15 protein-coding genes are annotated in these 22,174 nt (G+C 51.4%); 8 read left to right on the forward strand and 7 right to left on the reverse strand.

What is annotated here, in order from left to right:
- Positions 1–420: 420 nt before the first annotated feature.
- The 5 genes from AD948_RS13235 to AD948_RS13255 are packed head-to-tail and all read right to left on the reverse strand — an operon-like array spanning position 421 to position 8,771.
- Positions 421–2,850, reverse strand: coding sequence for an ABC transporter permease (locus AD948_RS13235; protein WP_061472332.1), 2,430 nt, complete (start codon positions 2,848–2,850; stop codon positions 421–423).
- A 17-nt stretch (positions 2,851–2,867) separates the two neighbouring features.
- Positions 2,868–4,265, reverse strand: a complete 1,398-nt coding sequence (locus AD948_RS13240; RefSeq protein ID WP_082782462.1) for a TolC family outer membrane protein — start codon at positions 4,263–4,265, stop codon at positions 2,868–2,870.
- Positions 4,266–4,267: 2 nt separating this feature from the next.
- Positions 4,268–6,736: an ABC transporter permease gene (locus AD948_RS13245; protein WP_061472334.1), complete on the reverse strand. Its 2,469-nt coding sequence runs from the start codon at positions 6,734–6,736 to the stop codon at positions 4,268–4,270.
- Between the two features lie 12 nt (positions 6,737–6,748).
- A complete protein-coding gene (locus AD948_RS13250; RefSeq protein WP_058988825.1) occupies positions 6,749–7,432 on the reverse strand; it encodes an ABC transporter ATP-binding protein in 684 nt (227 codons plus the stop codon).
- Positions 7,433–7,448: 16 nt separating this feature from the next.
- Positions 7,449–8,771: an efflux RND transporter periplasmic adaptor subunit gene (locus tag AD948_RS13255; RefSeq protein WP_248846030.1), complete on the reverse strand. Its 1,323-nt coding sequence runs from the start codon at positions 8,769–8,771 to the stop codon at positions 7,449–7,451.
- Between the two features lie 156 nt (positions 8,772–8,927).
- Between AD948_RS13255 and AD948_RS13260 the strand changes: the two genes are divergently transcribed.
- Both AD948_RS13260 and AD948_RS13265 read left to right on the forward strand, forming a co-directional pair.
- Positions 8,928–10,148, forward strand: coding sequence for a sigma-54-dependent transcriptional regulator (locus AD948_RS13260; protein ID WP_061472335.1), 1,221 nt, complete (start codon positions 8,928–8,930; stop codon positions 10,146–10,148).
- Positions 10,149–11,363: a sensor histidine kinase gene (locus AD948_RS13265; RefSeq protein ID WP_061472336.1), complete on the forward strand. Its 1,215-nt coding sequence runs from the start codon at positions 10,149–10,151 to the stop codon at positions 11,361–11,363. It abuts the gene before it with no gap.
- A gap of 252 nt (positions 11,364–11,615) precedes the next feature.
- Here AD948_RS13265 and AD948_RS13270 read toward each other — a convergent pair whose 3' ends face one another.
- Positions 11,616–12,515 (reverse strand): LysR family transcriptional regulator, encoded by a 900-nt coding sequence (locus AD948_RS13270; protein WP_061472337.1) that lies wholly within the window; start codon positions 12,513–12,515, stop codon positions 11,616–11,618.
- Between the two features lie 164 nt (positions 12,516–12,679).
- On the opposite strand from AD948_RS13270, the gene AD948_RS13275 reads away from it, so the two are divergent.
- The 4 genes from AD948_RS13275 to AD948_RS13290 all read left to right on the forward strand — a co-directional run bounded on the left by AD948_RS13275 (position 12,680) and on the right by AD948_RS13290 (position 17,289).
- Positions 12,680–13,837, forward strand: a complete 1,158-nt coding sequence (locus AD948_RS13275) for an iron-containing alcohol dehydrogenase (protein ID WP_061472338.1) — start codon at positions 12,680–12,682, stop codon at positions 13,835–13,837.
- Positions 13,838–13,891: 54 nt separating this feature from the next.
- A complete protein-coding gene (locus AD948_RS13280; protein ID WP_061472339.1) occupies positions 13,892–15,253 on the forward strand; it encodes an MFS transporter in 1,362 nt (453 codons plus the stop codon).
- A gap of 26 nt (positions 15,254–15,279) precedes the next feature.
- Positions 15,280–16,773 (forward strand): CoA-acylating methylmalonate-semialdehyde dehydrogenase, encoded by a 1,494-nt coding sequence (locus AD948_RS13285; RefSeq protein ID WP_061472340.1) that lies wholly within the window; start codon positions 15,280–15,282, stop codon positions 16,771–16,773.
- A gap of 234 nt (positions 16,774–17,007) precedes the next feature.
- Positions 17,008–17,289 carry a hypothetical protein gene (locus AD948_RS13290; RefSeq protein WP_061472341.1) on the forward strand — a complete coding sequence of 94 codons (282 nt, stop codon included), beginning with the start codon at positions 17,008–17,010 and terminating at the stop codon, positions 17,287–17,289.
- A 99-nt stretch (positions 17,290–17,388) separates the two neighbouring features.
- Here the strand turns inward: AD948_RS13290 and AD948_RS13295 are convergent, their stop codons facing one another.
- Positions 17,389–18,588, reverse strand: coding sequence for an oligogalacturonate lyase family protein (locus AD948_RS13295; RefSeq protein ID WP_248846031.1), 1,200 nt, complete (start codon positions 18,586–18,588; stop codon positions 17,389–17,391).
- Between the two features lie 207 nt (positions 18,589–18,795).
- On the opposite strand from AD948_RS13295, the gene AD948_RS13300 reads away from it, so the two are divergent.
- Together AD948_RS13300 and AD948_RS13305 are read left to right on the forward strand one after the other, a co-directional pair.
- Positions 18,796–21,096: a TonB-dependent receptor gene (locus AD948_RS13300; RefSeq protein WP_156479034.1), complete on the forward strand. Its 2,301-nt coding sequence runs from the start codon at positions 18,796–18,798 to the stop codon at positions 21,094–21,096.
- Positions 21,097–21,386: 290 nt separating this feature from the next.
- Positions 21,387–22,064, forward strand: coding sequence for a DUF6250 domain-containing protein (locus tag AD948_RS13305; protein ID WP_061472344.1), 678 nt, complete (start codon positions 21,387–21,389; stop codon positions 22,062–22,064).
- Positions 22,065–22,174 lie beyond the last annotated feature (110 nt).

The following is a 22,174-nucleotide window of genomic DNA, read 5'->3' on the forward strand; positions in this document are numbered from 1 at the left end:
GCGCTGTGCTCAATTCGTATCGCTTGATCCCCATCGCCCGTTCCCCCATCAACACGGAGACCTATGAAGCAGCGATTAGCCTATTTGGAAATCCTGAATGTCGATTGGCCCTAGAATTCCTCTAAAATCACCTTCATAATCAAGATGCGTTTATAAGAGTGTTGCTTCCACCAACAAGATAAATACTTTCCCACATATGATGACGCCGTTGTGTTGGTGATAGGACGCGCGTCAACTTTCGAAGTGAGATGCCACACCATGAAAGCGCTTCCCTTAATGTCCATTCAAAAGAAATGTCGTGATAATCTGCTTTCTGAAGGGAAGAAAATAGAATAGGCACTGAACAATCAAACTCTCTCTGACATTGCTGTTATGAGCACCCTCAGGCGGAGGAGTATACTTTCTTCTGCCATTCGAGCTTTAGATAGTCTGCCTCAAGGCTATTGCCGGCGAACGGATAGCTGCTCGTAAAGTCTGCCCCAGGACAGTCACAACCGCAATAGCAAGGGCTCCCAACGTCACAATGATAAACGGCAGTGGTGTCAGAGCGATCCGTTCATCAAAGCCTGCCAGCCATACCTGCATCAATAGATAGGCCGCTGGCCACGCCACGAAGCTGGCGATCATGACCGGACGTAGAAACTGCATCACCAACAGCCAAAGAACGTCCCGCGTCTGTGCTCCCAGGACCTTTCGAATACCAATTTCCTGCATTCTGCGTGAAACATTGAAGGCAGAAAGTCCATACAGGCCAAGGCAGGCTATTCCGACAGCAACCGCAGACCCGATACCGAAAAGCACGCTATGGCTGGCATCTGAACGATAATCCTCTGCAAAAATGTCGGATGCGCTTTCAGCCGAGAAAGCGACGTCCGGCGCGATTTCTGCCCATGCTTTTGCCAGACGGTCCATCTCAACATGTTCTGACGCACCGCTATATCGCACAAGCGCCCCCACATAGGAGACAGGTCCAGATGTTCCAAAATATAGAAGAGGTGCCATGCGGCTTTTCGCGCCCCGAAAACGGATATCATCAATAACCCCAATGACCCGATATGTTTGGGGGAGTCCCACCTCCCGAAGCTCCTGACCAATGGCGTCTTGGGGCGAAGAAAATCCGAACTGCTCTGCCGCCAGACGCGACAGAATAATACTGGCCCCATTCTCTGCTCCACGATCGTTTAAAACATAGTCTTGTCCATGCTGCGTATCAAAGAAACGTCCAGCGATAAGCCGCGCGCCAATGGCATCAAAATAACCCGGCGTTGCCTTCCCCCAATGCATGGCATGCTTTTGCGTTTGCCCCACGCGGGTCCAGTCATCGTTATTCAGAAGGTGATGAGGGAAAATATCGGAACGTGTGGCAATCTTCACTCCCGGGACACTGGCCAAACGGGCTACAATTTCTTTCTGCCGCGTTGCAAGGGAGGCATCGTTAAGAGCACTGATGACAATGAGTCCGTTCTGTTTCATCCCGCGATTGAGAGTGCGTACATACGCCGCCTGATTGCTCATGACCAAAGTGCAGAGGGCCAAAGTCATAGCAAAACTGAACTGTAGGACAACAAGTACAGAACGCAGCGTAGATTCCACCCGGCCACCAGCAGGTGTCTTGCTTGCCGCAAGAACAGCAGCAGGCTGAAAAGACGAAATTACCAGAGCTGGATAAATTCCGGCAAGGCTTCCCGTTAGCAGGATAACGACAATGCTGGTGCAAAGCACGAAGCCCCAATCCAGCGAAAGCCTCCATCCGCCCCATGTATTGACCCAGTGCAGAGAGAGTTCCGTCAGGGCAACGCCAAATGCGGCGGCAAATGCAACCAGTATGAAAGCTTCTGCCATAAACTGGATGATCAGATTATACCGCGTTGCCCCGAGTACCTTTCGTACCGCGACTTCACGCGCGCGTAATGCGGAGCGTGCCGTTGCCAAGTTAACGTAGTTGATGACTGCCGTGGCTAATGCGGCCAAGCCAATAAATCCCAGAATGCTGACAAGAGCCAGACTGTTACCCCCTTCCCCAATCGCAGCATTATGAAAATGAACAGCAGGCAACGGGATCAGTTTCATGCCTCCATTGCCGAATACCTCCCGAATCATCTCTTTACTCCAGTTTCCTGGATGAAGAACTGGATAACGGGCAAGCTCTTGATTGATACGTGGAACCGCCTGCGGATTGTCAATCCGAGCCCATATTGTTCCCCAGTTTGATCCCCAATTTGTGAACGCTGGCTTGGAGAACCAGTTACTGGGAATCACTTCCACAATATCAAACTGCATTGTCTGGTTCGGGGGTGCTGGTGCCAGCACACCAGTTACCATGGCTTCACTCTGGCTATTGTCGACCCGGAGTTTTTTGCCAAGTGCCTCCTCGGTACCGAAATATTTGCGCGCTATCTCAGCCGAAATCACGATTTTTCCGGGACCATCCAAAGCCGTAGTCTTGTCTCCGGCAAGAAGAGGTAGGTCAAAAACCGAGAAGAACTCCCGGTCTGTCATCGTCACCTGTTCCTGTGCCAGCTTGCTTCCAACGCGCACCACGAGAGGTATCTGCATCACTCTTATGGCAGCATCAATCTCTGGAAAGTCCTGTTTGATGAAGGGAAACGGCACGAAACTGACTGCTTTATTTTCCGTGGGCTTATGGCCAGACGGATGAAAAAACTCGTCGATCTGGAAAATCTGACTGGCATGCGGAACGGTGGCATCGTAACTATTCTCATAACGAACGATCAGCGCCATCGTGAGAAATACCGAGATCCCGAGCGCCAAGCCCAAAACATTGAGAAATGTATAGCGTTTGTGCCGCGAAAGAGTACGAAGTGTGGACGTAAAAATATTTACCAACATAACTCGATCTCTCGTCTTTACCAGCCTGTACGGTCGAGTGCTGAAACAGGGGCTTGAAGTGGATCCCAACCACGGGTTCGAGCGTGCTGAAATTTTGCCTCAGCATCGTAATGACGCATGGTTGGGAGAAGATCCGCTGCCTGAAGATGACCTATGGCCGAGAGAAGATTGGCTTCTGCTACGATTGTGTCGTGGCGGCTGGAGGCCAGTTCCACTTGGGCAGAACGAAGATTTTCATCGGCATAGAGCACATCTGTCGTGCTGCGCAATCCATAGCCATATTCGAGTTGATAGCCCTTTAAAGTCATCTCGCCTGATTGTACTTCGGCCATCCCGGATTTAATTGCCTGAAGGCCGTTTTCGACAGCTTTCCAGTTCGTAACCACGTTTTGAAGAGCATTACGCCGCGCAGCTTCGACATTCTGTCGCGCCTGCTCATCCTTATCGCGAGCCTGCCTGATCTGGGAGTTGTATAAATCCCCATTGTACAGAGGTTGGACGAGGGAAACCGTACCCGCAAGTTGCTCGCCATAGTCTCGCCCGCGAAACGGGGATGCCGGTCCAATAGTGCCAAAAGTGCCCTGAACCTCGATTTGCGGCCCCCATTGGGAACGTGCAGTATCAATATCTGCGCGGGTCGCGGCTCGGGTTTCTTTCATCTGGGCCAGTTGCGGATTGAATGTGATCGCCATTTTCAAGGATTGATCGATATTCGTAGGCAGGCCGGGCAGCCCATCGGGCATTGTCAGTTTCTTCGGGGGCACACCAATAACGGCTTCAAAAAGAGCTTCAGATGCTGCCAGTGTGGCACGCGCCTGTGTCAGCGCGACTTCCGCCGAACGACGACGTGTTTCGGCTTGCTCCACGTCTGTTTTTGTCACTTGTTCACTGGGTGCGCCGCCAAGATTGTACCGTGATGTGGTAAGTTGGACCTGCCGTTGGAGCATATTCAGATCCGCCTGCCGGACATCCCGCACGTAACGGTCACGAAGAACATCCATGTAAGCACTGATTGCACGGGTAAAGACCTGTGCTTCCGTCAGCCGGAGAGCATGCCCTTCGGCCCGGGAACGTGCGTCAGCCGCTCGAACCTGATTAGCCACATGCCCGAACGAATAGAGCGTCTGCCTTGCCGAAAGATAACCCTCGGCAGCGTTAGATGTCACGGAACCAAGGCCATAGGCGGAACTATACGGCCCTTGTTGATAGCTGGCGTCCATGTTGATTGAGACAGTGGGGCGCCAGCCTGACCGCGCTTGAGCAGAGTTTTCCGTCACGGCACGCTGGTTGGCCTGCTCTCCCATAAGGGTTGGATTGCTCCGGTAAGCCAGTGCCAGAGCCTCCTGAAGGCTTTGGGCCTGAGCTGCCGAGACAGGGGCTGATAACAGGACAGATAAAGCGATCAACGGTCGCATGATCATCCCTCCGCCCTCAACGCACGCGCCGGCTCTACTCGGGCAAGGCGCAGGGTCTGCCCGAGAACAGTCAGTACGGCGATGATGACTGCCCCGCTTATGCCGATCAGGAAATATGCTGGGTTAAGAGCAATCCGTTCATCAAATTCGCTCAGCCATTGCCGCATGAGAACCCACGCCACAGGGCAGGCAATCAGGCACGCCAACAGCACCGGCCTAAGAAAATCGTGCACAAGCAGCCGGATAATTTGGGGGGCTGTGGCTCCTAATGTTTTGCGAATACCAATTTCGTGAAAGCGACGCGCTGCGGCAAAGGCTGCCAGGCCGTAAAGGCCAAGACAGGCGATAAAAAGGGCCGCTACAGCTCCCATCGTAAAAAGGTGCCCTCGCCTTTCATCTCCGGCGTAGTAAGGTTCCATCAATTCATCGGCGGGCACAAAGTTGCTGGCAATGTCGGGCCGGAGCGTCCGCCAGGCCCGATTGAGCCGTTCGGCCATGACAGAGCGCGGCACACCTTTGAACTGCACGGCAGGAACAGGGTTATCAAAACCACGGTGCGTCAGCGTTGAAAAAGTCAGTATTTCCGGTGGAACAGTCTCACGAGGCGAACCGAAACGAATATCACTGATCACGCCAATGATTTCGTACTGTGTCTTGTCCATATGCAAAACTTTGCCAATCGCCTCGGCTGGACTGCTAAATCCGTAAGCTCGCACGGCTTTTTCGTTCAAAATGACATTTCGCGTGGTGTTTGCACTCTCTCCCGGTAATGGAGAATCATCCTGCCCATGCGCAGAATCAAACCATCGACCGGCAAGCACACGAGGACGATACGTTTCCCTGTAGCCAGGCGATATCCGGTCTTGCAGTAACTGGGCTTCCACAGCACCACCCGGACTATTATAGGCGAAGTTGGTCCGCGTCTGGCTATGAGGGTCTGGTTCCAACTCTCCGAACGCAATGGATGTCACGCCGGGCACAGCCCGCAGCGTATCGAACATTCGTCTTTGAAGTCCGATATCTTCAGTCTCCATTGGCTGACCGACCAACAAACCGGATTTGACATAACCTCGGTCAGCAGTGCGGAGAAAACGTGTTTGTTGGTCTATGACGAGTGTACAAATCACGATGCAGACGGCGATTGAGAATTGTCCGGCAACCAGAGCATTTCGTAACATTACGGCCCTGCGCCCGCCCGATGGCATTCTTGTGGCAGCCAGAATTGTTGCTGGCTGATAACCGGACAGAACTAACGCCGGGTACACGCCTGAAGCGACGCCACACCCAATAACAATAAGTGGGAGAGCCCATAAGATGAAACCGTAATCCACGTGGATAGCTTCACCCGTCATACTGGCCATGATGGGAACCAGCACTTCGCAAACGGCCATACCGACAACGCCTGCTATCAGGGATATCAGAAGGGCCTCTCCCATAAACTGGGTGAAAAGTGCCGAACGTGAAGCCCCGAGCGTTTTACGTAGTGCAACCTCCCGAGCGCGCATACCAGCGCGTGCCGTTGCCAGATTAACGGTATTGGCACAGGCAAGGAGCAATGCCAGCAAACCAATCAGACCAATGCTGTCAACAACGTTCTGGTTGACACCATCATCTGCGTCCTGAACGGTTGCATCGTGAAAATGCAGATCACGAAGAGGGATTGCTGAAAGTGCATAGACCTTTTCAGGATGGGGTCCGAGCGAGATACGGTCATCTGCGCCACCACTGGCCCGGCGTTCGACAAAATTTGGCAGACCGTCACGAAGCGCGTTGATATCTTTCTTGTTTTTCAGCTTCAAAAAAACGTTGCTGCAACTACTTCCCCAGAAAAGAAAACAGGATCTTTTCTCTTTCATCTGCTGTGGTATCGGAAGGATCATCTCCACACCATCAAGAAGCCCGGGTCCGGAGATTGCTGTCAGAACTCCCGTAACAACATGGGTGCTTTTCTCGCCGCTCTGATTAATGGTAACTGTTTTGCCAATCGCGTCGATGGTTCCGAAGAGGCTTAGTGCTGCACTTTTTGAGAGAACCAGACTATCCGGCTCTGTCAGACTCTTTCCCGTGTTTTCGTGCAACAATGGGAGCGGGAAAATACGAAAGAATGCAGGGTCCGTCATCTTCCCGGTGAATGTGATAAAATGCCCTTCCCGCTCTACCCGCACCGTCGTGCCCATTAACGGAATTGCCTCTTCAATCTGTGGGAAGTCCTGTTTGAGAAATGGAATGGCGCGGAAAGTTGTATCAGCGCTCTCATATGGCGTTGTACCGGGCTCTGACCAACGTTCGTCTATCCGCACAATCCGGTCCGCATCGGAAAAATTGGTGTTGAAGCTGTATTCAAACCGGACAAGCTGGACGAGTGTCAGAAAGGCGCCAATTCCGAGTGCAAGCCCGAACACATTGAGACCGACATACAGCGGATGGCGGTACGCCTGCCGTAAAACGCTTTTTGTGACCGTGCTCAACATGATTTTGCCCTTTCAGATGGCGTTCCGCACGGAAACAACAACCTGCCCATCAAGCATGTCGATCCGCCGCTTCGCGAGATCAGCGTGGCTGGGCGAGTGCGTGACCATGATAATGGTCGCGCCTTCGTCATTAAGGCCCTGAAGAATATCCATGACCTGTGCACCGTTTTCTGTATCGAGGTTGCCGGTCGGTTCATCGGCCAGAATAAGGCGCGGTTCACCCACCACCGCGCGCGCGATGGCTGCACGCTGCTGTTGGCCGCCGGACAACTGTGATGGGTAATGCCGCGCCCGGTGCGCAATGCCGACACGATCCATAGCCTGTGCGACACGCGTGCGACGTTCTGCTTTTGGCATATTACGATAGATTAAAGCGAGCTCGATATTTTCCTCAATCGTCAACTCGTCAATCAAATTGAAACTCTGGAAGACATACCCTAGATGCTCGCGCCGGAATTTAGCGAGGGAAGCCTCATTCAATGCTGTCAGTTCATACTCGCCAAAACGATAGGAGCCACCTGTTGGGCGATCAATTGTCCCGAGAATGTTCAGAAGTGTCGATTTTCCGCAGCCAGACGGCCCCATGATTGCGACGAATTCCCCCGCATCAATCCGCAGATCGATATCCTGCAAAGCTGTGGTTTCCACTTCATCGGACCGATAAAGACGCTGGATGTGCGAAAGTTCAATCAGCATATCTGTGCTCCTGCACTTATTTAATCGCGAGATGGTTGAAATTTTTGTAAGAATTGTAAGAAGAAACGATCACCTGATCGCCTTCATGCAGACCGTCGGTTATCTCGACCTGATCAGGATTGCGTCGCCCTGAGGTAATGCTCACCCGATCCGCCGTACGGCCGTTCAAAGCAACCACAAAAGCTGAAGAGCCACCGCTCGCTTCCAGCCACGCACTATTAGGGAGCACGAGCGCACGATGTGTTTCGCCAAGTGTGATGCGCAGATCAACGCTCTCACCACGCCGCAAGCCTGTTGGCGGCGGCTTGTCAAAGGTTAGCTCCGCACGGAACTGACCGTTTGTCACCTGTGGGTGAACGCGCGAGACGGTCAGGGCAATTTTTGTGTCACCAAGATCAGCGTCAGCTCGTTCTCCCACGGCAACACGGCCGAGATAAAACTCATCAATATCCGCGTCGAGGCGATACAGTCCTTCGCTATCAATCTGACCGATTTTGTCACCTGCCTTGAGGGACTGCCCCGGCTGAAGTTCGAAGTTGGTCAACCGTCCCGACAACGGTGCGCGTAGTACGAGCGCATCAAGGCTCGCTTCCACAACGTCCAGATTGGAGCGCAAACGCTGCGCTTCTTCATCTATTTCCAGCCCCTGACGATCAGCAACCTTAACATCCTGCACCAACGCTCCTTCAAGCCGCTTGAGACGCTGGGCATAATAATCAGCCTCGTCACGGTAAGATTGAACGTTGGCATCAGACTCAAACCCTTGTCCGCGCAACTGTTCTCTGATGGAAAGCTCACGCCGGGCCTTAAGGAGATTGTACCGGGCTTCGGCGAGTTGTGTTTCTTCCGTTGTGCGTGTCTGTTGCAAAGTAAGGCGCTGAGCACTCACAGCGCCAAGCTGGCTGGCTATCTGTGCCTTGCGGGAAGTGACATCCAGTTGGAGTTGTGGATTTGTGAGCCGCGCCAGCACATTGCCCTTTTCCAGCAATGCGCCGTCTTTTGCGACAACTTCCAAGACCTCACCCCCCTGTATGGCATCAATAAAGGTAACATTCAGTGGAGCGACCGTTGCTCGGACGGGCAGATAATCCAGGAAGGGCGCAGAGTGAACGGTTGCGATGGAAAGCTGCGTCTGCGGAACGGAAAGCGTGCCTGACGCAGGGATCAGCCGCCATCCCCCCCAAACGAACAGCGCCATGGCAATAGGGGTGCCATATCGTAACGCACGCCGGAACAGGAGCTTTTGCCGCGAGGGACGCACAGCCCGATCCATCCCAGCCCCCGGGATAGCGCGTGGTGTTTCGGCAGTTACTGGATTGTCAGGGATCGATTGATCCATACACTGTTTCTCCTCTTGAAAAACAGTGTATCATGAGGGATATGAACACTATCTAATTGTAAAATAAGAATAATTTTTCGTCATTACAACGCGCCCGTTCGAAATCGGACACACTGTCCGGATACGGACACCCTTTAGCAGTCTGTCAAGAGGACAATGAATACATTTCACAACGAATCAGCGGAGGACATCCTGCAGCAAAATAGCTCAAATCCATCTCTGCTGTTCGTGGATGATGATCAGGATGTTCAGGCCGCCGCTCGTCTCCTTTTCCGTCGGCGCGGGATCAAAATGCTGTCAGCCTATGATACGCAAGAGGCCCTGACACAACTTGCTGTCCACTCCTTTGATCTTGTGTTGTTGGATCTCAATTATAGCAAAGGCGCGACAAATGGTGCCGAAGGGCTCGCGCTGCTGAAGGATATCCTCATTCTTAGGCCAGATCTGCCTGTTGTGGTTGTGACGGGCCACAGCGGGGTTACAATCGCTGTTGAGGCAATGCGCGCCGGGGCATGCGACTTCGTTATGAAGCCTTGGAACAATGACCGCCTTGGAGATCTAGTTCACAAGATCCTTGATGGTCGCAAGAGCGAAACGATGGCGGAATCCGAATCAATCCTGATTATCGCGTCCCCAGACATGAAGCGGATCGTTGCGGAGGCTGATCGGTTGGCACCGACCCGCGCACCGCTCATCATTTGCGGACCGGCGGGTTCGGGTAAAACGGTGTTGGCACAGCGCATCCATGCATTGTCCCGCAATACCGGTCCAATACGGATGATCTATGCTGAGGAATGCAACAGGCTGCCAGAAGGTGGCGGCACCTGGCTTTTTCGTGATATCGCAGCATTGGCTCCTTCATTGCAACGTCAACTGGCTGATCGTCTTGATGGGGGTGAGGCTGTTCGTGTTATCGCCTTGACCTCGCAGGATCGAAAAACGCTCGAGGCGCAACTTGAGCCTCGGCTGATGCTCCTCTTGGGAATGGTTACGCTTGTCATTCCACCCTTGAATGAAAGGCCAGGTGATATCCCTGCGTTGGCCATGCATTTCCTGCGCTATTTTGCTTCCCGTCATGGCCTACCCGAACCCGTCATGGAGCCGAGGCATCTTGCAGCGTTACAAGCGGGACTGTGGCCTCAAAACGTCAGGTCCTTACGGGCCATGATTGAACGGGCGGTGTTGATGGGGACATGGGAGACGCCATCGGAATCCCCAAATGCCTCTGGCGACGGCACACCAACATTACGCGACGCGGAACGCTCCCTTATCGAGACAGCACTCCGCAACCACAGCTTCAACGTGACAAAAGCTGCCCGAGAATTGGGGCTGACACGTCCTGCGCTCTATCGCCGTATGGCGCGATACGGGCTGTAAATGCGTAATGCACTAAGCGTAATGGGGCGGCTGGTTGGCATTATCCTCGCCTGCCTCCTGATCGGACCTATATGGCAAGAGGGATTTTTTGCAACGGCCGTCCTTTTGGTTTGTATTGCCGTCTTTTGTGCAACTTCGCTGGTTGTCACTCACCTCGAAATGTTACGTCGTGTTCAACGTCGTGAGCCGTCGATAGTACACCCGACGGATCGTGAGAAACTCCGCAACCGGGCGCTCCTTGACCACGCGCCGGTACCATTACTATTCCAGCGCGCGGATGGCACGTTGCATGCCGCCAATCGCGCTGCACGTCGCTTGTTTGAAACTGACGGTCCCATTCTCGTACCACCAGAACCACTTCTGGCGGCTCTTGAGAATAACATGTCAGGGCCAGAAAAAAAGATGATCCGTCTGACGCCTCCATCAGGCGGAAAGCCTCATGTTTATGCATTATCCATTGGTCAGGGGGGTGGCGCGGTTGGTATCGTGACCTATATCGCTCTGACAGACGTGGAGGCGGGCCTCAATGCTGCTGAGGCTCAGGCTCTGCGCGATCTTCTTCAGATTCTCAGTCATGAAATCATGAATTCCCTGACGCCGATTGTTTCACTTTCAGCAACGGCAGAAGAGCTATTTTCTGAAGACGCGACGGAAGACACGAAACCGCTTATATCTGAAGCGCTTGCGACGATCCGTCGGCGCGCGAATGGTTTGGATCGGTTCGTGCGGGGATACCGAGATCTTGCCCGGCTGCCTGCACCCGAACTAAAACCTGTCAATCTTGGCGAACTCCTGCAAGAAACAGCAAGACTTTTCAGAGCGCGATGGACCGGGCGTGTCGAGCTCCAGTTAGATCTGCCATCTGTCCGGACAATAGTCAGACTGGATAAAGCGCAAATGGAGCAGGCGCTGCTCAACCTGCTGAATAACGGCGCTGAAGCCGCTCTTGCGCAGCCCTCTCCGTCCGTACAGATTGCCGTAGAAGAACGTTCCGGTTCAATCAGCATTGTTGTGCGTGATAATGGTCACGGCGTTACTCCAGAACAGCGGGGGCGTATCTTCCAACCGTTCGTGTCGTTTAAACCAAACGGTAACGGTATCGGTCTCAGTCTCGCCCGGCAGATTGTACTGGGGCATGGAGGAACATTGATTCTTGACGAGGTAAAGCTCGAAATAAATTCTCCTTGGTCAACCTCGTTCCGCTGCCAATTTTGATATTTTCCAGTAATGGCAAGCAGCTACTTACGTCCGAGAGCTATCCATCTCATTTGTCTCTCTCTACCACTCTGCGCGTCTTCAGAGATGATTGCTCCATCCCCGTTGGACAACAGATAAGGCAGTTACAGTTCTTTACGTAGAATCTAAGAACGCAGCATCCATCGTTCCTTTATAGGTCTATCTTCCGTTTTTTGTACTATTCATGTATTTCTGAAATATTATCAAATGATCCTATGATGTATTTCTCTTTTACAATGCAAACAGGGTTTCACTTTTCTGAACCTCATTCCGTATGAAGCTACATACCTGCTCAATGCGAGCAGTTTTTTGCTCTTCCGCGCGGGTAATCAGCCAGTAATGGCGTTCAAGCCTTACCTGATGGGGCAAGACGGCTATTAACTCAGGCCGCGTTGCAGCAACAAAGGTAGGCAGGACTGCCATACATAAACCGGAGCAAGCGGCTTCCATTTGCGCCTGCACACTTGAGTTCTGAATTCGCACCATCTTGCGCGAGACGCCAAGATGCCCCAGATAGTCCAGCTCCCGCATAAAAATCATTTCATCTACATAGCCTGCAAACAGGTGTGATGAAAAATCATCCGGCCTTCTGATGGTTTTTTCCCGATCAAGATATGCACGAGTAGCATAAACGCGCAAATAATAGGGTGTCAGCTTTTCGCAGACAAATCGATCATCCACTGAAGGCATCACGGTAATGGCTATATCGGCATGCCTACGCGAGAGCGCGACAATCTGCTGTATAGTCAGAATTTCAATCGTCAGGGCAGGATTATCCGTCATCAGCGGACCAATGCGGGAAGCCAGAAAGAAATTAGCAAACCCCTCAAGCGCGTTGATCCGCACAATGCCTGTCAACCCATGAGCCGGATTGGTCGCCTGTGCCACCTGTGTTGCCTCGCGGTCCATGGCTTCCGCTGTGGTTAACAGGTCCTGCCCGTAGCGTGTCAGTGCATAACCGCGCAGATGCCGTTCGAACAGAGTTTTGCCGACCGATGTTTCCAAAGAAACAATGTGTCGGCCCACAGTTGCGTGATCAACGCCCAATAAACGTCCCGCTTCTGAAAGTGAACCCGAGCGCGCCACAGCGAGAAAAAACTGCAGATTTCTCCAGTCCAGGCTGCGTTTCATGGGATAAGAATCCTTGATTATCGGTGCTTATGTGCAGATTTGCACACCAATTGGGCGAAATCTCCTGATTTTCTAGTGATGCCTTTTGCGCGTTCACTACTCAGACAAGAACAACAGCCGGAAAGGAACGGCTCACGCCGTAACCATTCCCAGGAGAAAAGGCTATGACAGCACTTTATCTGCCCTCTCTGGTACGTATTGGAGGCGGTGCGCTGAACGAACTTCCCACCGCATTGAAGCAGGTCGGGCTTTCCGCCCCCTTTATTATTACCGATGGATTCATGGCCAAATCCGGCCTTCTGGATAGGGTGCAAGCGCTGCTGGCTGAAGCGGATATTCAGTCTGGCGCTTTCCCGGATGCAGTGCCGGACCCCACGGTCACATCAGTTGACGCCGCGCTCGCTGCGTTAAAGCGTGGTGTTTATGACTGTGTGATCGGCCTTGGCGGGGGCAGCCCAATTGACACCGCCAAAATGGTAGCGGTGCTCGCCAAGCACGGTGGCACGCCTTCACAATTGAAAGTGCCACACGTGCAGGATGAGGCAGGCCTACCCATTATCGCCATTCCCACCACTGCTGGCACGGGATCTGAAGCCACACGCGTCACGGTCATTACTGACGAAAAAACCGACGAGAAAATGCTGTGTACAGGCTATGCCTATCTGCCACACATTGCCATTGTCGACTATGAACTGACCCTGACCATGCCACGCCGTCTCACGGCTGATACCGGCATTGATGCGCTAACCCATGCACTTGAAGCCTATGTGTCCAAACGTGCGTCCCCTTTTACCGAGGCTCTGGCTCTGGCAGCCATGAAGCGTATCTGGTACGCCCTACCCATCGCCTGCGCAGAACCCTCCAACCGTGAAGCGCGCGAGCAGGTGATGCAGGGTGCGTTCGAAGCGGGCATGGCGTTCTCCAACGCATCGGTCGCGCTTGTGCATGGTATGAGCCGCCCTATCGGCGCGCATTTCCATGTCGCGCACGGGCTTTCAAACGCCATGTTGTTGCCGGAAATAACGGCATGGTCTGTTACCGGCGCACAAGCACGTTATGCCACCTGTGCCCGCGTGATGGGTATTGTGCCATCGGGCACGGAGGACGGTGCTGCCTGCGCTGCACTTGTCGCAGCACTTCGTGAACGCAATCGACAGTTGGATGTCCCCTCCCCCGCCGCCTACGGGCTTGAGGAAGGCCGCTGGAACAGCCTGCTGCCCCTGATGGCTGAACAGGCTCTCGCTTCTGGCTCTCCAGACAACAACCCGCGTGTGCCAAATCACAGCGAAATTATTGATCTATACCGGAAAGTCTGGGCCTGACGACAAACGGCTGCGTATAAAAAACAGTAAAGCTCCTGATAGGAGACCAAAATAATGATATTCCATGAAAAAGAAGAACGCTCCATGCGTTCTCTGGTGCTTGCCTCAAGTGTTGGCACCGTTATTGAATGGTATGATTTTTTTCTCTACGGCAGTCTGGCCATTTTCTTTGCCCGCCTGTTTTATCCGCCAGGCGATGACGTTGCTGCAACCCTCATCAGTGTCGCTACCTTTGCAACCGGGTTTGCCGTGCGCCCGCTGGGCAGCCTGATATTTGGATATATGGGCGATAGTGTCGGGCGAAAAACTACTTTTCTGATCACGCTCCTTATCATGGGCTGTTCCACAGCGGCTATTGGCTTGCTGCCTACATTTGCAACAGCCGGTTATGCAGCGCCTGTTCTGCTTATTCTATTACGCATTGTGCAGGGACTGGCTCTAGGCGGTGAATATGGTGGGGCAGCAACCTATGTGGCAGAACACTCCCCGCCCGGTGAACGCGGGAAATGGGCCAGCTACATTCAGGCCATGGCCTCCGGCGGTTTTGTACTGTCTCTGGGGATGGTGCTCACCCTGCGTCTGTGGTTGGGCGAGGATGCGTTTGGCACATGGGGCTGGCGAGCACCATTTCTGGTATCATTTGTTCTGGTTGCAGTCTCTTTGCGTATTCGCCTTCGGCTTTCCGAATCTCCTGTTTTTGTGGAAATGCACAAACAGGGCAAACTGTCCAAATCACCAGTGCGCGATGCCTTCCGTATTCCGGGTAATGCACGGCGTATTATCCTGTTCCTCTTTGGGGTCGCCTGTGCACAGGCCGTTACATTCTACACGGCTCAGTTCTATGCCCTGTATTACATCCAGACATTTATGAAAATGCCGTTCCTGCCAGCCACCTTGTCTGTCGCAGTCGGTGCGTTTCTGGGAGTACCGTTCTTCGTGCTATTTGGTGCACTGTCGGACCGAATTGGACGTAAACGTCTGTCGCTTGCGGGTATGGCAGCGGCTGTACTGTTCTATATCCCTATCTTTTCCATTATTCGCCACGCCATAACACCAGAAAACACGAGTTACGCTACAATTTCAGCCTGCGTGTTTGTTCTGGTTATCATTGCTGCCGCTGTTTACGGCCCCTATGGCGCATTCATTGTTGAAAGCTTTCCCGCCAATGTGCGCTACACTTCCATTTCCGTTCCTTACCATATCGGGAATGGCATTTTCGGTGGTTTTCTACCACTGGTTAGTCTCTGGCTGGTTACACAGACAGGTAATCCTTACGCGGGACTGCTCTACCCGATGGGCCTGTGCCTGATCGGCTTTTTCATCACACTGTTCTGGGTGCCTGAAACATTGAACGTACGAAAAGGTGCGCACACCCAGATCGTCTCCCTCTCACATGAAGCTATTGGCGAAGGCTGATATTCAGTAAAACAAGGATAAGAAAAATGAATACAATTCAGCACATCATCGGTGGAAAGCCTACCACGGGCAACAGCGCCCGATTTGGCGACGTATTCAATCCGGCTACAGGCGTGGTCGAAAAAAAGGTTGTGCTTGGCACACAGGATGATCTGGATGCCGCTGTTGCCGCAGCCAAGAAAGCCTTCCCCTCATGGGCAGAAACTCCACCGCTGACCCGCGCCCGTATCCTGTTCCGTGCGCGCGACCTGATAGAACAACGTATGGATGATCTGGCTGCAATTATAACCGCAGAGCACGGAAAAATCCTGTCTGATGCCAAAGGGGAAGTCACACGCGGACTGGAAGTTGTTGAATTTGCAACCGGCGTGCCGGAATTGCTGAAAGGAGAATATACAGAACAGGTGGCACGCGGCATTGATGCATGGACCATGCGCCAGCCTATTGGCATTGCTGCCGGGATTACGCCCTTCAATTTTCCGGTGATGGTGCCTTTATGGATGGCCCCAATGGCGCTGGCGACCGGTAACTGCTTCATTTTGAAGCCTTCTGAACGTGATCCCTCAGCATCCGTGCTACTGGCCGAAATTCTGCAAGAAGCTGGCCTCCCGGACGGTGTGTTTCAGGTCGTGCATGGCGACAAGGACATGGTAAATGCCATTCTGAAGCACCCCGATATTGCGGCTGTCAGTTTTGTAGGCTCTACCCCTATTGCCCAGCACGTGTATGCAACGGGTACCGCGCACGGAAAAAGAGTGCAGGCTTTAGGCGGCGCAAAAAACCACGCCCTTGTCATGCCAGATTGTGATCTGGAAAAAACGGTCGATGCCCTGATCGGTGCTGCCTATGGTTCTGCTGGCGAACGATGCATGGCTATTTCCGTGGCTGTGGCCGTAGGGCCTGTTGCGGATACTTTAGTGGCAGAACTGGCCAAAAAGGTAAAAGCCATCACCATTGGCAACGGCACGCATGATACCAGTGAAATGGGTCCACTGGTCACCGCACAGCATCTGGCCCGTGTAAAGGGATTGGTCGATGCAGGCGTCAGTCAGGGCGCAAAACTGGTTGTGGATGGGCGTAACGTGACAGTGAAAGATCATGAAAAAGGATTTTTCATTGGTGGTTCACTGTTTGATAATGTCACACCAGAGATGGACATTTACCGGGAAGAAATTTTCGGCCCTGTTCTGTGCGTCATGCGTGCGCCAGACTTCGATACCGCACTCAAGCTGATAAACGGGAGCCCCTTCGGAAACGGTACGGCCATTTTCACTCGTGACGGTGACACCGCCAGAACCTTTACCCATAATGTAACAGCCGGAATGGTGGGTGTGAATGTCCCTATTCCGGTGCCTATGGCATTCCATTCTTTCGGTGGCTGGAAAGACTCCCTGTTTGGAGATCACCACATGCATGGGCCAGAAGGCGTGCGTTTCTTTACACGCATGAAGGCTGTAACACAGCGTTGGCCGGCAGGTATCCGTTCTGGAGCGGAATTTGTGATGCCCACTCACGGATAAATAAAGCCGTAGGCCGGGCGAAAGCGACCCGGCCTCTCGTGAGTTTGTTATGCCGTTAAGCGTCTGGATTCAGAAAGATTTCAGTCCGTTTCTTGCTACACTCTATCTTGCCCTATCCAACCGGTATCATTCCTTATCCGATAGGCTCATAGCACGTTTTTTGTCGCGCTCGCATTCTTCGTCTGGTGAGCTGGCGTTTATATTTCGGCACCCAACCAGACCAGAGCATCGTTCATGCTAGGTGGCTATTTTGCTTCTGCCACATCAGAATGGCTTATCGGCAGCCCGGTGCTGGCGGTTATTGCACGTTATGCTCCAGCCAGCCTGAATGCCCTAATGGTCGGCGCCTATTCTCTCACTGTGGGGGCTGGCATGTATTGGGGTAGCAAAATTTCGGGTTTTGCGAGCCCAGTAGTCAAGACAGGTGCCTTCCAGAGCAGACATTCTGAGACACTGTTCGGCGTCTTAGGTGTGGCTGCTCTCGGGTTGGTAATTATCTCTTTGCTTGTCGCCTAACTCATCAGGCGGCAGCCAGGCCGCCATCAGGAAGATGATCTCGCATCAGTTTTATACTGACGATATTGGGTAACGCGATTACGCAGCTTTCTTATGATGTCATTTATGCACCTCAACAGCGAAGACATATGTTGGGCCGAGCATATTTGACCGAAAAATCACATATTTGCCATCAGGCGTGAAATTCACGTTCGGCTCTAAATGGTAATTATGTTTGGACATATTGACCAACTTCTCTGCCCGGAACCGGCCGGGCTGAATGAGATGCTCACCTAAACTGTGGTCATCCTTTATCAACTCTGGATGAAACAGATAGAGCCACTTTGCTCCAGGGGCATCGCTACCGTCGCCAGCAAACAGTGTCCCGTCAACAGACCTAGTAAAATGGATGGAGGATTCTTCCGGGGTATAATGGAACCACGTCCTATCACCATTTTCGACGTTATAACTTGCAACGAACGAGATCATTCCTAAAGGTATATGGAGATCGTACCATATATTTTTCCCGTTATGGTCCCACCATTGGTGGCCACTGCCCTCCATTTTCATGATACGCGGGTTGATATGTTTATTCTGTGAACCATCGGTGCGAATGGTCCAAAGTTTTTCTACCTGCTGCCACTCACCTTGATGGGCATACATGAGCAATGTCGGGTCGGTTGGGGAAAACTGTAAATGATCGATCCAGTCCGTGCTGGCAAAAACTGGTTTGATCTGACCCGTGTGTAAATCGACGGTAAAGACAACCATCGGCAGCCTTGCGGCAAGACGTCTGGCCATCTTGGTCTTTTTATCTAACGGTTCATCCGGTGTATGTTGCTGAGCGACCTGCCCGGCTTGGCGTCCATTATAATCTTCGCCATCCCCAATGATGTAACTTCCTACTCCCAGCGTCTCATCAGCATTAATGGAAAAGATGCCTGCGCGACGTGGTAGATCAGCTATTTTTCTCTGCTCTCCCGTCTGGATGTTGGCACTCCAGAGGGAAGCATATTGCGCATCGCCCTTTAGTCCTTTGAAATAATAAACTGTTGGTGTTTTGTGCCCCACAACAACAGCGCCAGGGCCGCCGCCAACTGGTCCTTTTACCAAAGGTTTGGCTGTAAACGTAGCCAGATCGATCACCCCAATACCACGGTCTGCTGTCGTGTATATCATCTGCTTACCGTCGGGCGTGTAAGCATTGATGTTAAAATAAAGGCTTGCAGATCCAGGTTCGTCTGTCACCCGAATGACGCGATGACCCGTATCAGGATCAATCCACGATTGTGGAGGTGATTTTTTTTCAGCAAGAGCCATGGCTGGCAGTAGGAGCAACGCAAGGCCGCCCAAGACACAGCGGGCCGAATAACGGAAGAGCATAGATGGACCTTTTTGTTAACACCAAACCCCGTTGTATATTAATATCTATAAAACGGAATATTACGATTTATTAACTATACCATCCAATTATAACGTGCAAATCGGCATACCAATATCAATTACCGTTTTTCAGTGGTGGTTAAGTTGAGTATCTCAAGACACGCTTTTGCTAGTGGCTTTTTGCTGGCGACAACCCTGCTGAGCACCAATGCATGGTCCGAGCAAACCTCCCCTTCTTCCAATTCAAGCCATAAGAAACTTCACAAGCTTGCCAAACAGAGAAGAAATCTCGCAGCAGGAGAATCTGTGGAGGTTTTAGGAAACAGGATCACAATAGATAGGCAAAGACCCACCTCGTCATCCTATCATTTCACGGGTAAGGAACTTGAAAGTGAACGGATCAATACCATTGAAGACCTTCAGCAACTCTCTCCAAGCCTGAATGTTGATGCTGCAGATCCTTTCAACAGTAGTATCTCTATTCGCGGCATGGGTGACGGAGGCGGCCAGACTGGGGGGGAAGCCAATGTTGGTATGCCGAGTAGTGTCGGGCTGTTTCTTGATGGTGTTTATTTGAGCCGTCCTTCCATGATGGCTCATGGGTTTAACGATCTTGATTCTATTGACGTCTATAACGGCGCAACTCAAGGAACCTTGTATCCGGCTAACGTGACGGCTGGTGTTATTGACATCAAAACAAGAGTGCCAACAGCCACAACGCGCCGTGAAGCGTTCTTTTCTTACGGCAGTTACGGCTACATGCGTGCATCTGCGCTCGTATCGGGGAAAATACTGAATAATCTGTACGGAAGCATAAGCTATAATCACACCGCTCAAGGCGGCTATATAAAAAATGTCCGTTATGGAAATAGCGTGAATGGCTATCACGGAGATAGCGTACGCACTCAACTTTACTACACACCAAATGAAAACCTGAATTTTCGTCTGATTGCAGATTATAGTGCTGAACGCGAGACGCCCACACCAGTTCTCTATAAAAGCATTACTGTGGAAGGCGTGAATCAGTTCGAAAATATGTCCGCTGCTTTGGGAAACCATATTATAACCGGGCGTGCAACTGATCTTGATTACCAGAATTATGACACCACCCAGCAACTGGGTGTCTCTCCACAAATAAGCTGGAGATTTGGTGGGGGCTGGAAACTGTCGTCTATCAGTTCATTCCGCTACTTCTATACGAACCCTGTCATGTCTGACCCGTACAGCATTAATGTCTATTACAATTCTGGCACGAATGTCAGGGATAGAACGTGGTATGAAAACATTCGCTTTGATTCCCCCCAATGGAAGACGATTAATTTCGCAACGGGTTTTGCCTATTCTGGTGAAAGCCTTAACACAAATGCGATTAGCCAATATAGTGATGGCGTTTCCGGTGCCTGGTATAAGAGCACCAGTTACGATAATTTGACCGTCTATCGCTATGGTTCTTTAAGAGACGATTACTATTCTCTCTATGCTCAGGCAACAGCGCACCCTTTAAAGAGGCTCACGGTTAAATTTGGATTTAGAGAAGGGATTGATGATAAAAGTGGAACATTCAGAAGGCTGAATAAAAGTCCATTTTACTCGGGGGTGTTAAGCAAAACGACAGCTTTGCCATCAGCGATGGTAAATGTTGATTATGATCTGGACAACCTTACAAAATTTTACGTGGCGCTGTCTTACGGTAAAAAAGCAGGTGCCTTAAACATATCCTCTGGCTCGGCAGGCAAGGCTGGATTCGATAGCCTTTATATCAAGCCAGAAACGACAGAGAGCATTGAGGTCGGTTTGCATAAAGATATTCCCGCGGCAAAGCTCGACTTCAAAATTGATTACTTTAATGCGTTAGTCAAAGATTTTCAGACCCAAGGCTATGATACGGAAACTCAACAGACCTATTTGACCAATGCAGGAAACTACAGGTCTCGTGGTGTTGAATATACTATGAACTGGCGTCCGATAAAAAACCTGACGATCACACCAAATGTTTTGTATAATGACACAAAATACCTGAGCTATGACAATGCTCGGTGTGCACCAGAAGTCTCTCTGCAAAGTCAGCCGCCTGCCTCCTGTAACCTGAACGGGCGTCCTGTATTCCGCGCACCCAAGCTTTCCTTGAGCGTGATGGGACGTTATGAGCATAGTTTGAATGACAAGTCTTCTCTGTATGCAACTGTTCGCTATTCCTATCGTACAGCGACTTTTGCAACGGTTGATGATTCTCCTTCAGCCAAAATACCCGCCTATGGCCTGCTGAATTTTTCATTGGGCTATAAGCTGAAAGTTCATGGCACTTCTTTGGACACATCTATTTGGGTCAATAATGTTTTGGATAAAACGTACTATATGAGCCTTCGTGAAGGGGATTATGGTTCCGTTTTCGGGTGGATGGGAACCCCGCGTGTTATTGGTGGGTCTGTTGGCGTTCATTTCTGACATTTAAAGCTTAGATGCATATGTGGCCATGTGTGAGTTTATGCGGATAGTGTTAAGGAGTTGCGCCGAAGCATGGCCGGGCGGTGTAAGGTTTTCATTTTGATGAAAGACGTGTTTTATTGATAGTTCTTATGATCAGAAAGTTTGATCAGCCCGCCCCGTCAGGTTTTCTGCCATCGTATTTTACATCTTTTCTAAAGTTTCAGTATGATAGGTGCGAAAGTGAGAAAACTGATAGCTCTATTCTATGAGAGAGACGGCTTTTTATGACACTGTTTAGGCCCCTATTCATGCCCCACACGTGGATTGTGGGGCTTACGGTAAGTCTGATTATTCAAGCCTCAGCATTTCCCAAAGCTCATGCTGAAAGTACGGTCACCGTACAAGATAGACAACACCATACATGGCGTCTGGAAGCAGAAAAAACTGCGCAGGGCATCCCTCCTTCGCGTATTGAAGTCTCTACTAACGGACTTCGGGTGTGGGCACAAAATGGTTTGACGCTCTGGCTTCTTCTTCCTTTACACGGTAACTATACGCTCTCTTTTGACCGCAAAATCTTCAAGCCTATAGGCAATTTCCGTGTTTCAGATATGAACATCTTCTGGAATGCACATGAAAAAGATGGTGGTCTTCCTCGTCCACTCAACGGAACCCTTGCTGCATATAATAGCCTTGTCCTTGAATATGCCGGAATTGGTGGCAACGCCAACACTACAACGCGGTTCAGGCATTATGACGGGTCAGGTAACCGTATCCTGCTGCAAGAAAGCAAGGATCAGTCAGATCTTCTTGTTGCTGATCATGTTTACCATACCATCATAAATGTTCGGAACGGCACCACCTCAGTCTCACTGGATGGAAGGGTCATTTTCTCTGGGCCAGTTATATCCGAGATTCCAGGTTATTTCGGCATTCGTACTGTTGGCTCATGGCAGGAGATTTCGCATCTCTCGGTTTCAAAATAATACCGAAAAATTCGTATAGAGCCGACAGAGGTATAGGCTCCCCTCCCCGCGCAGATCACCTGTCATATATGGCACGTGTAAGTGCAAGAGATGTAACGGCATTCCGCCGA

It is taken from the genome of Acetobacter senegalensis (genome assembly GCF_001580995.1).
Lineage (GTDB): Bacteria > Pseudomonadota > Alphaproteobacteria > Acetobacterales > Acetobacteraceae > Acetobacter > Acetobacter senegalensis.

Bases quoted from the DNA above. Each gene is read 5' to 3' on its own strand.
- AD948_RS13290 (WP_061472341.1), top strand. From the start codon at position 17,008: ATGCTAGGTGGCTATTTTGCTTCTGCCACATCAGAATGGCTTATCGGC.
- AD948_RS13265 (WP_061472336.1), top strand. From the start codon at position 10,149: ATGCGTAATGCACTAAGCGTAATGGGGCGGCTGGTTGGCATTATCCTC.
- AD948_RS13250 (WP_058988825.1), bottom strand. From the start codon at position 7,432: ATGCTGATTGAACTTTCGCACATCCAGCGTCTTTATCGGTCCGATGAA.
- AD948_RS13240 (WP_082782462.1), bottom strand. From the start codon at position 4,265: ATGCGACCGTTGATCGCTTTATCTGTCCTGTTATCAGCCCCTGTCTCG.
- AD948_RS13245 (WP_061472334.1), bottom strand. From the start codon at position 6,736: ATGTTGAGCACGGTCACAAAAAGCGTTTTACGGCAGGCGTACCGCCAT.
- AD948_RS13255 (WP_248846030.1), bottom strand. From the start codon at position 8,771: ATGGATCAATCGATCCCTGACAATCCAGTAACTGCCGAAACACCACGC.
- AD948_RS13270 (WP_061472337.1), bottom strand. From the start codon at position 12,515: ATGAAACGCAGCCTGGACTGGAGAAATCTGCAGTTTTTTCTCGCTGTG.
- AD948_RS13280 (WP_061472339.1), top strand. From the start codon at position 13,892: ATGATATTCCATGAAAAAGAAGAACGCTCCATGCGTTCTCTGGTGCTT.
- AD948_RS13235 (WP_061472332.1), bottom strand. From the start codon at position 2,850: ATGTTGGTAAATATTTTTACGTCCACACTTCGTACTCTTTCGCGGCAC.
- AD948_RS13305 (WP_061472344.1), top strand. From the start codon at position 21,387: ATGCCCCACACGTGGATTGTGGGGCTTACGGTAAGTCTGATTATTCAA.
- AD948_RS13285 (WP_061472340.1), top strand. From the start codon at position 15,280: ATGAATACAATTCAGCACATCATCGGTGGAAAGCCTACCACGGGCAAC.
- AD948_RS13275 (WP_061472338.1), top strand. From the start codon at position 12,680: ATGACAGCACTTTATCTGCCCTCTCTGGTACGTATTGGAGGCGGTGCG.
- AD948_RS13295 (WP_248846031.1), bottom strand. From the start codon at position 18,588: ATGGCTCTTGCTGAAAAAAAATCACCTCCACAATCGTGGATTGATCCT.
- AD948_RS13260 (WP_061472335.1), top strand. From the start codon at position 8,928: ATGAATACATTTCACAACGAATCAGCGGAGGACATCCTGCAGCAAAAT.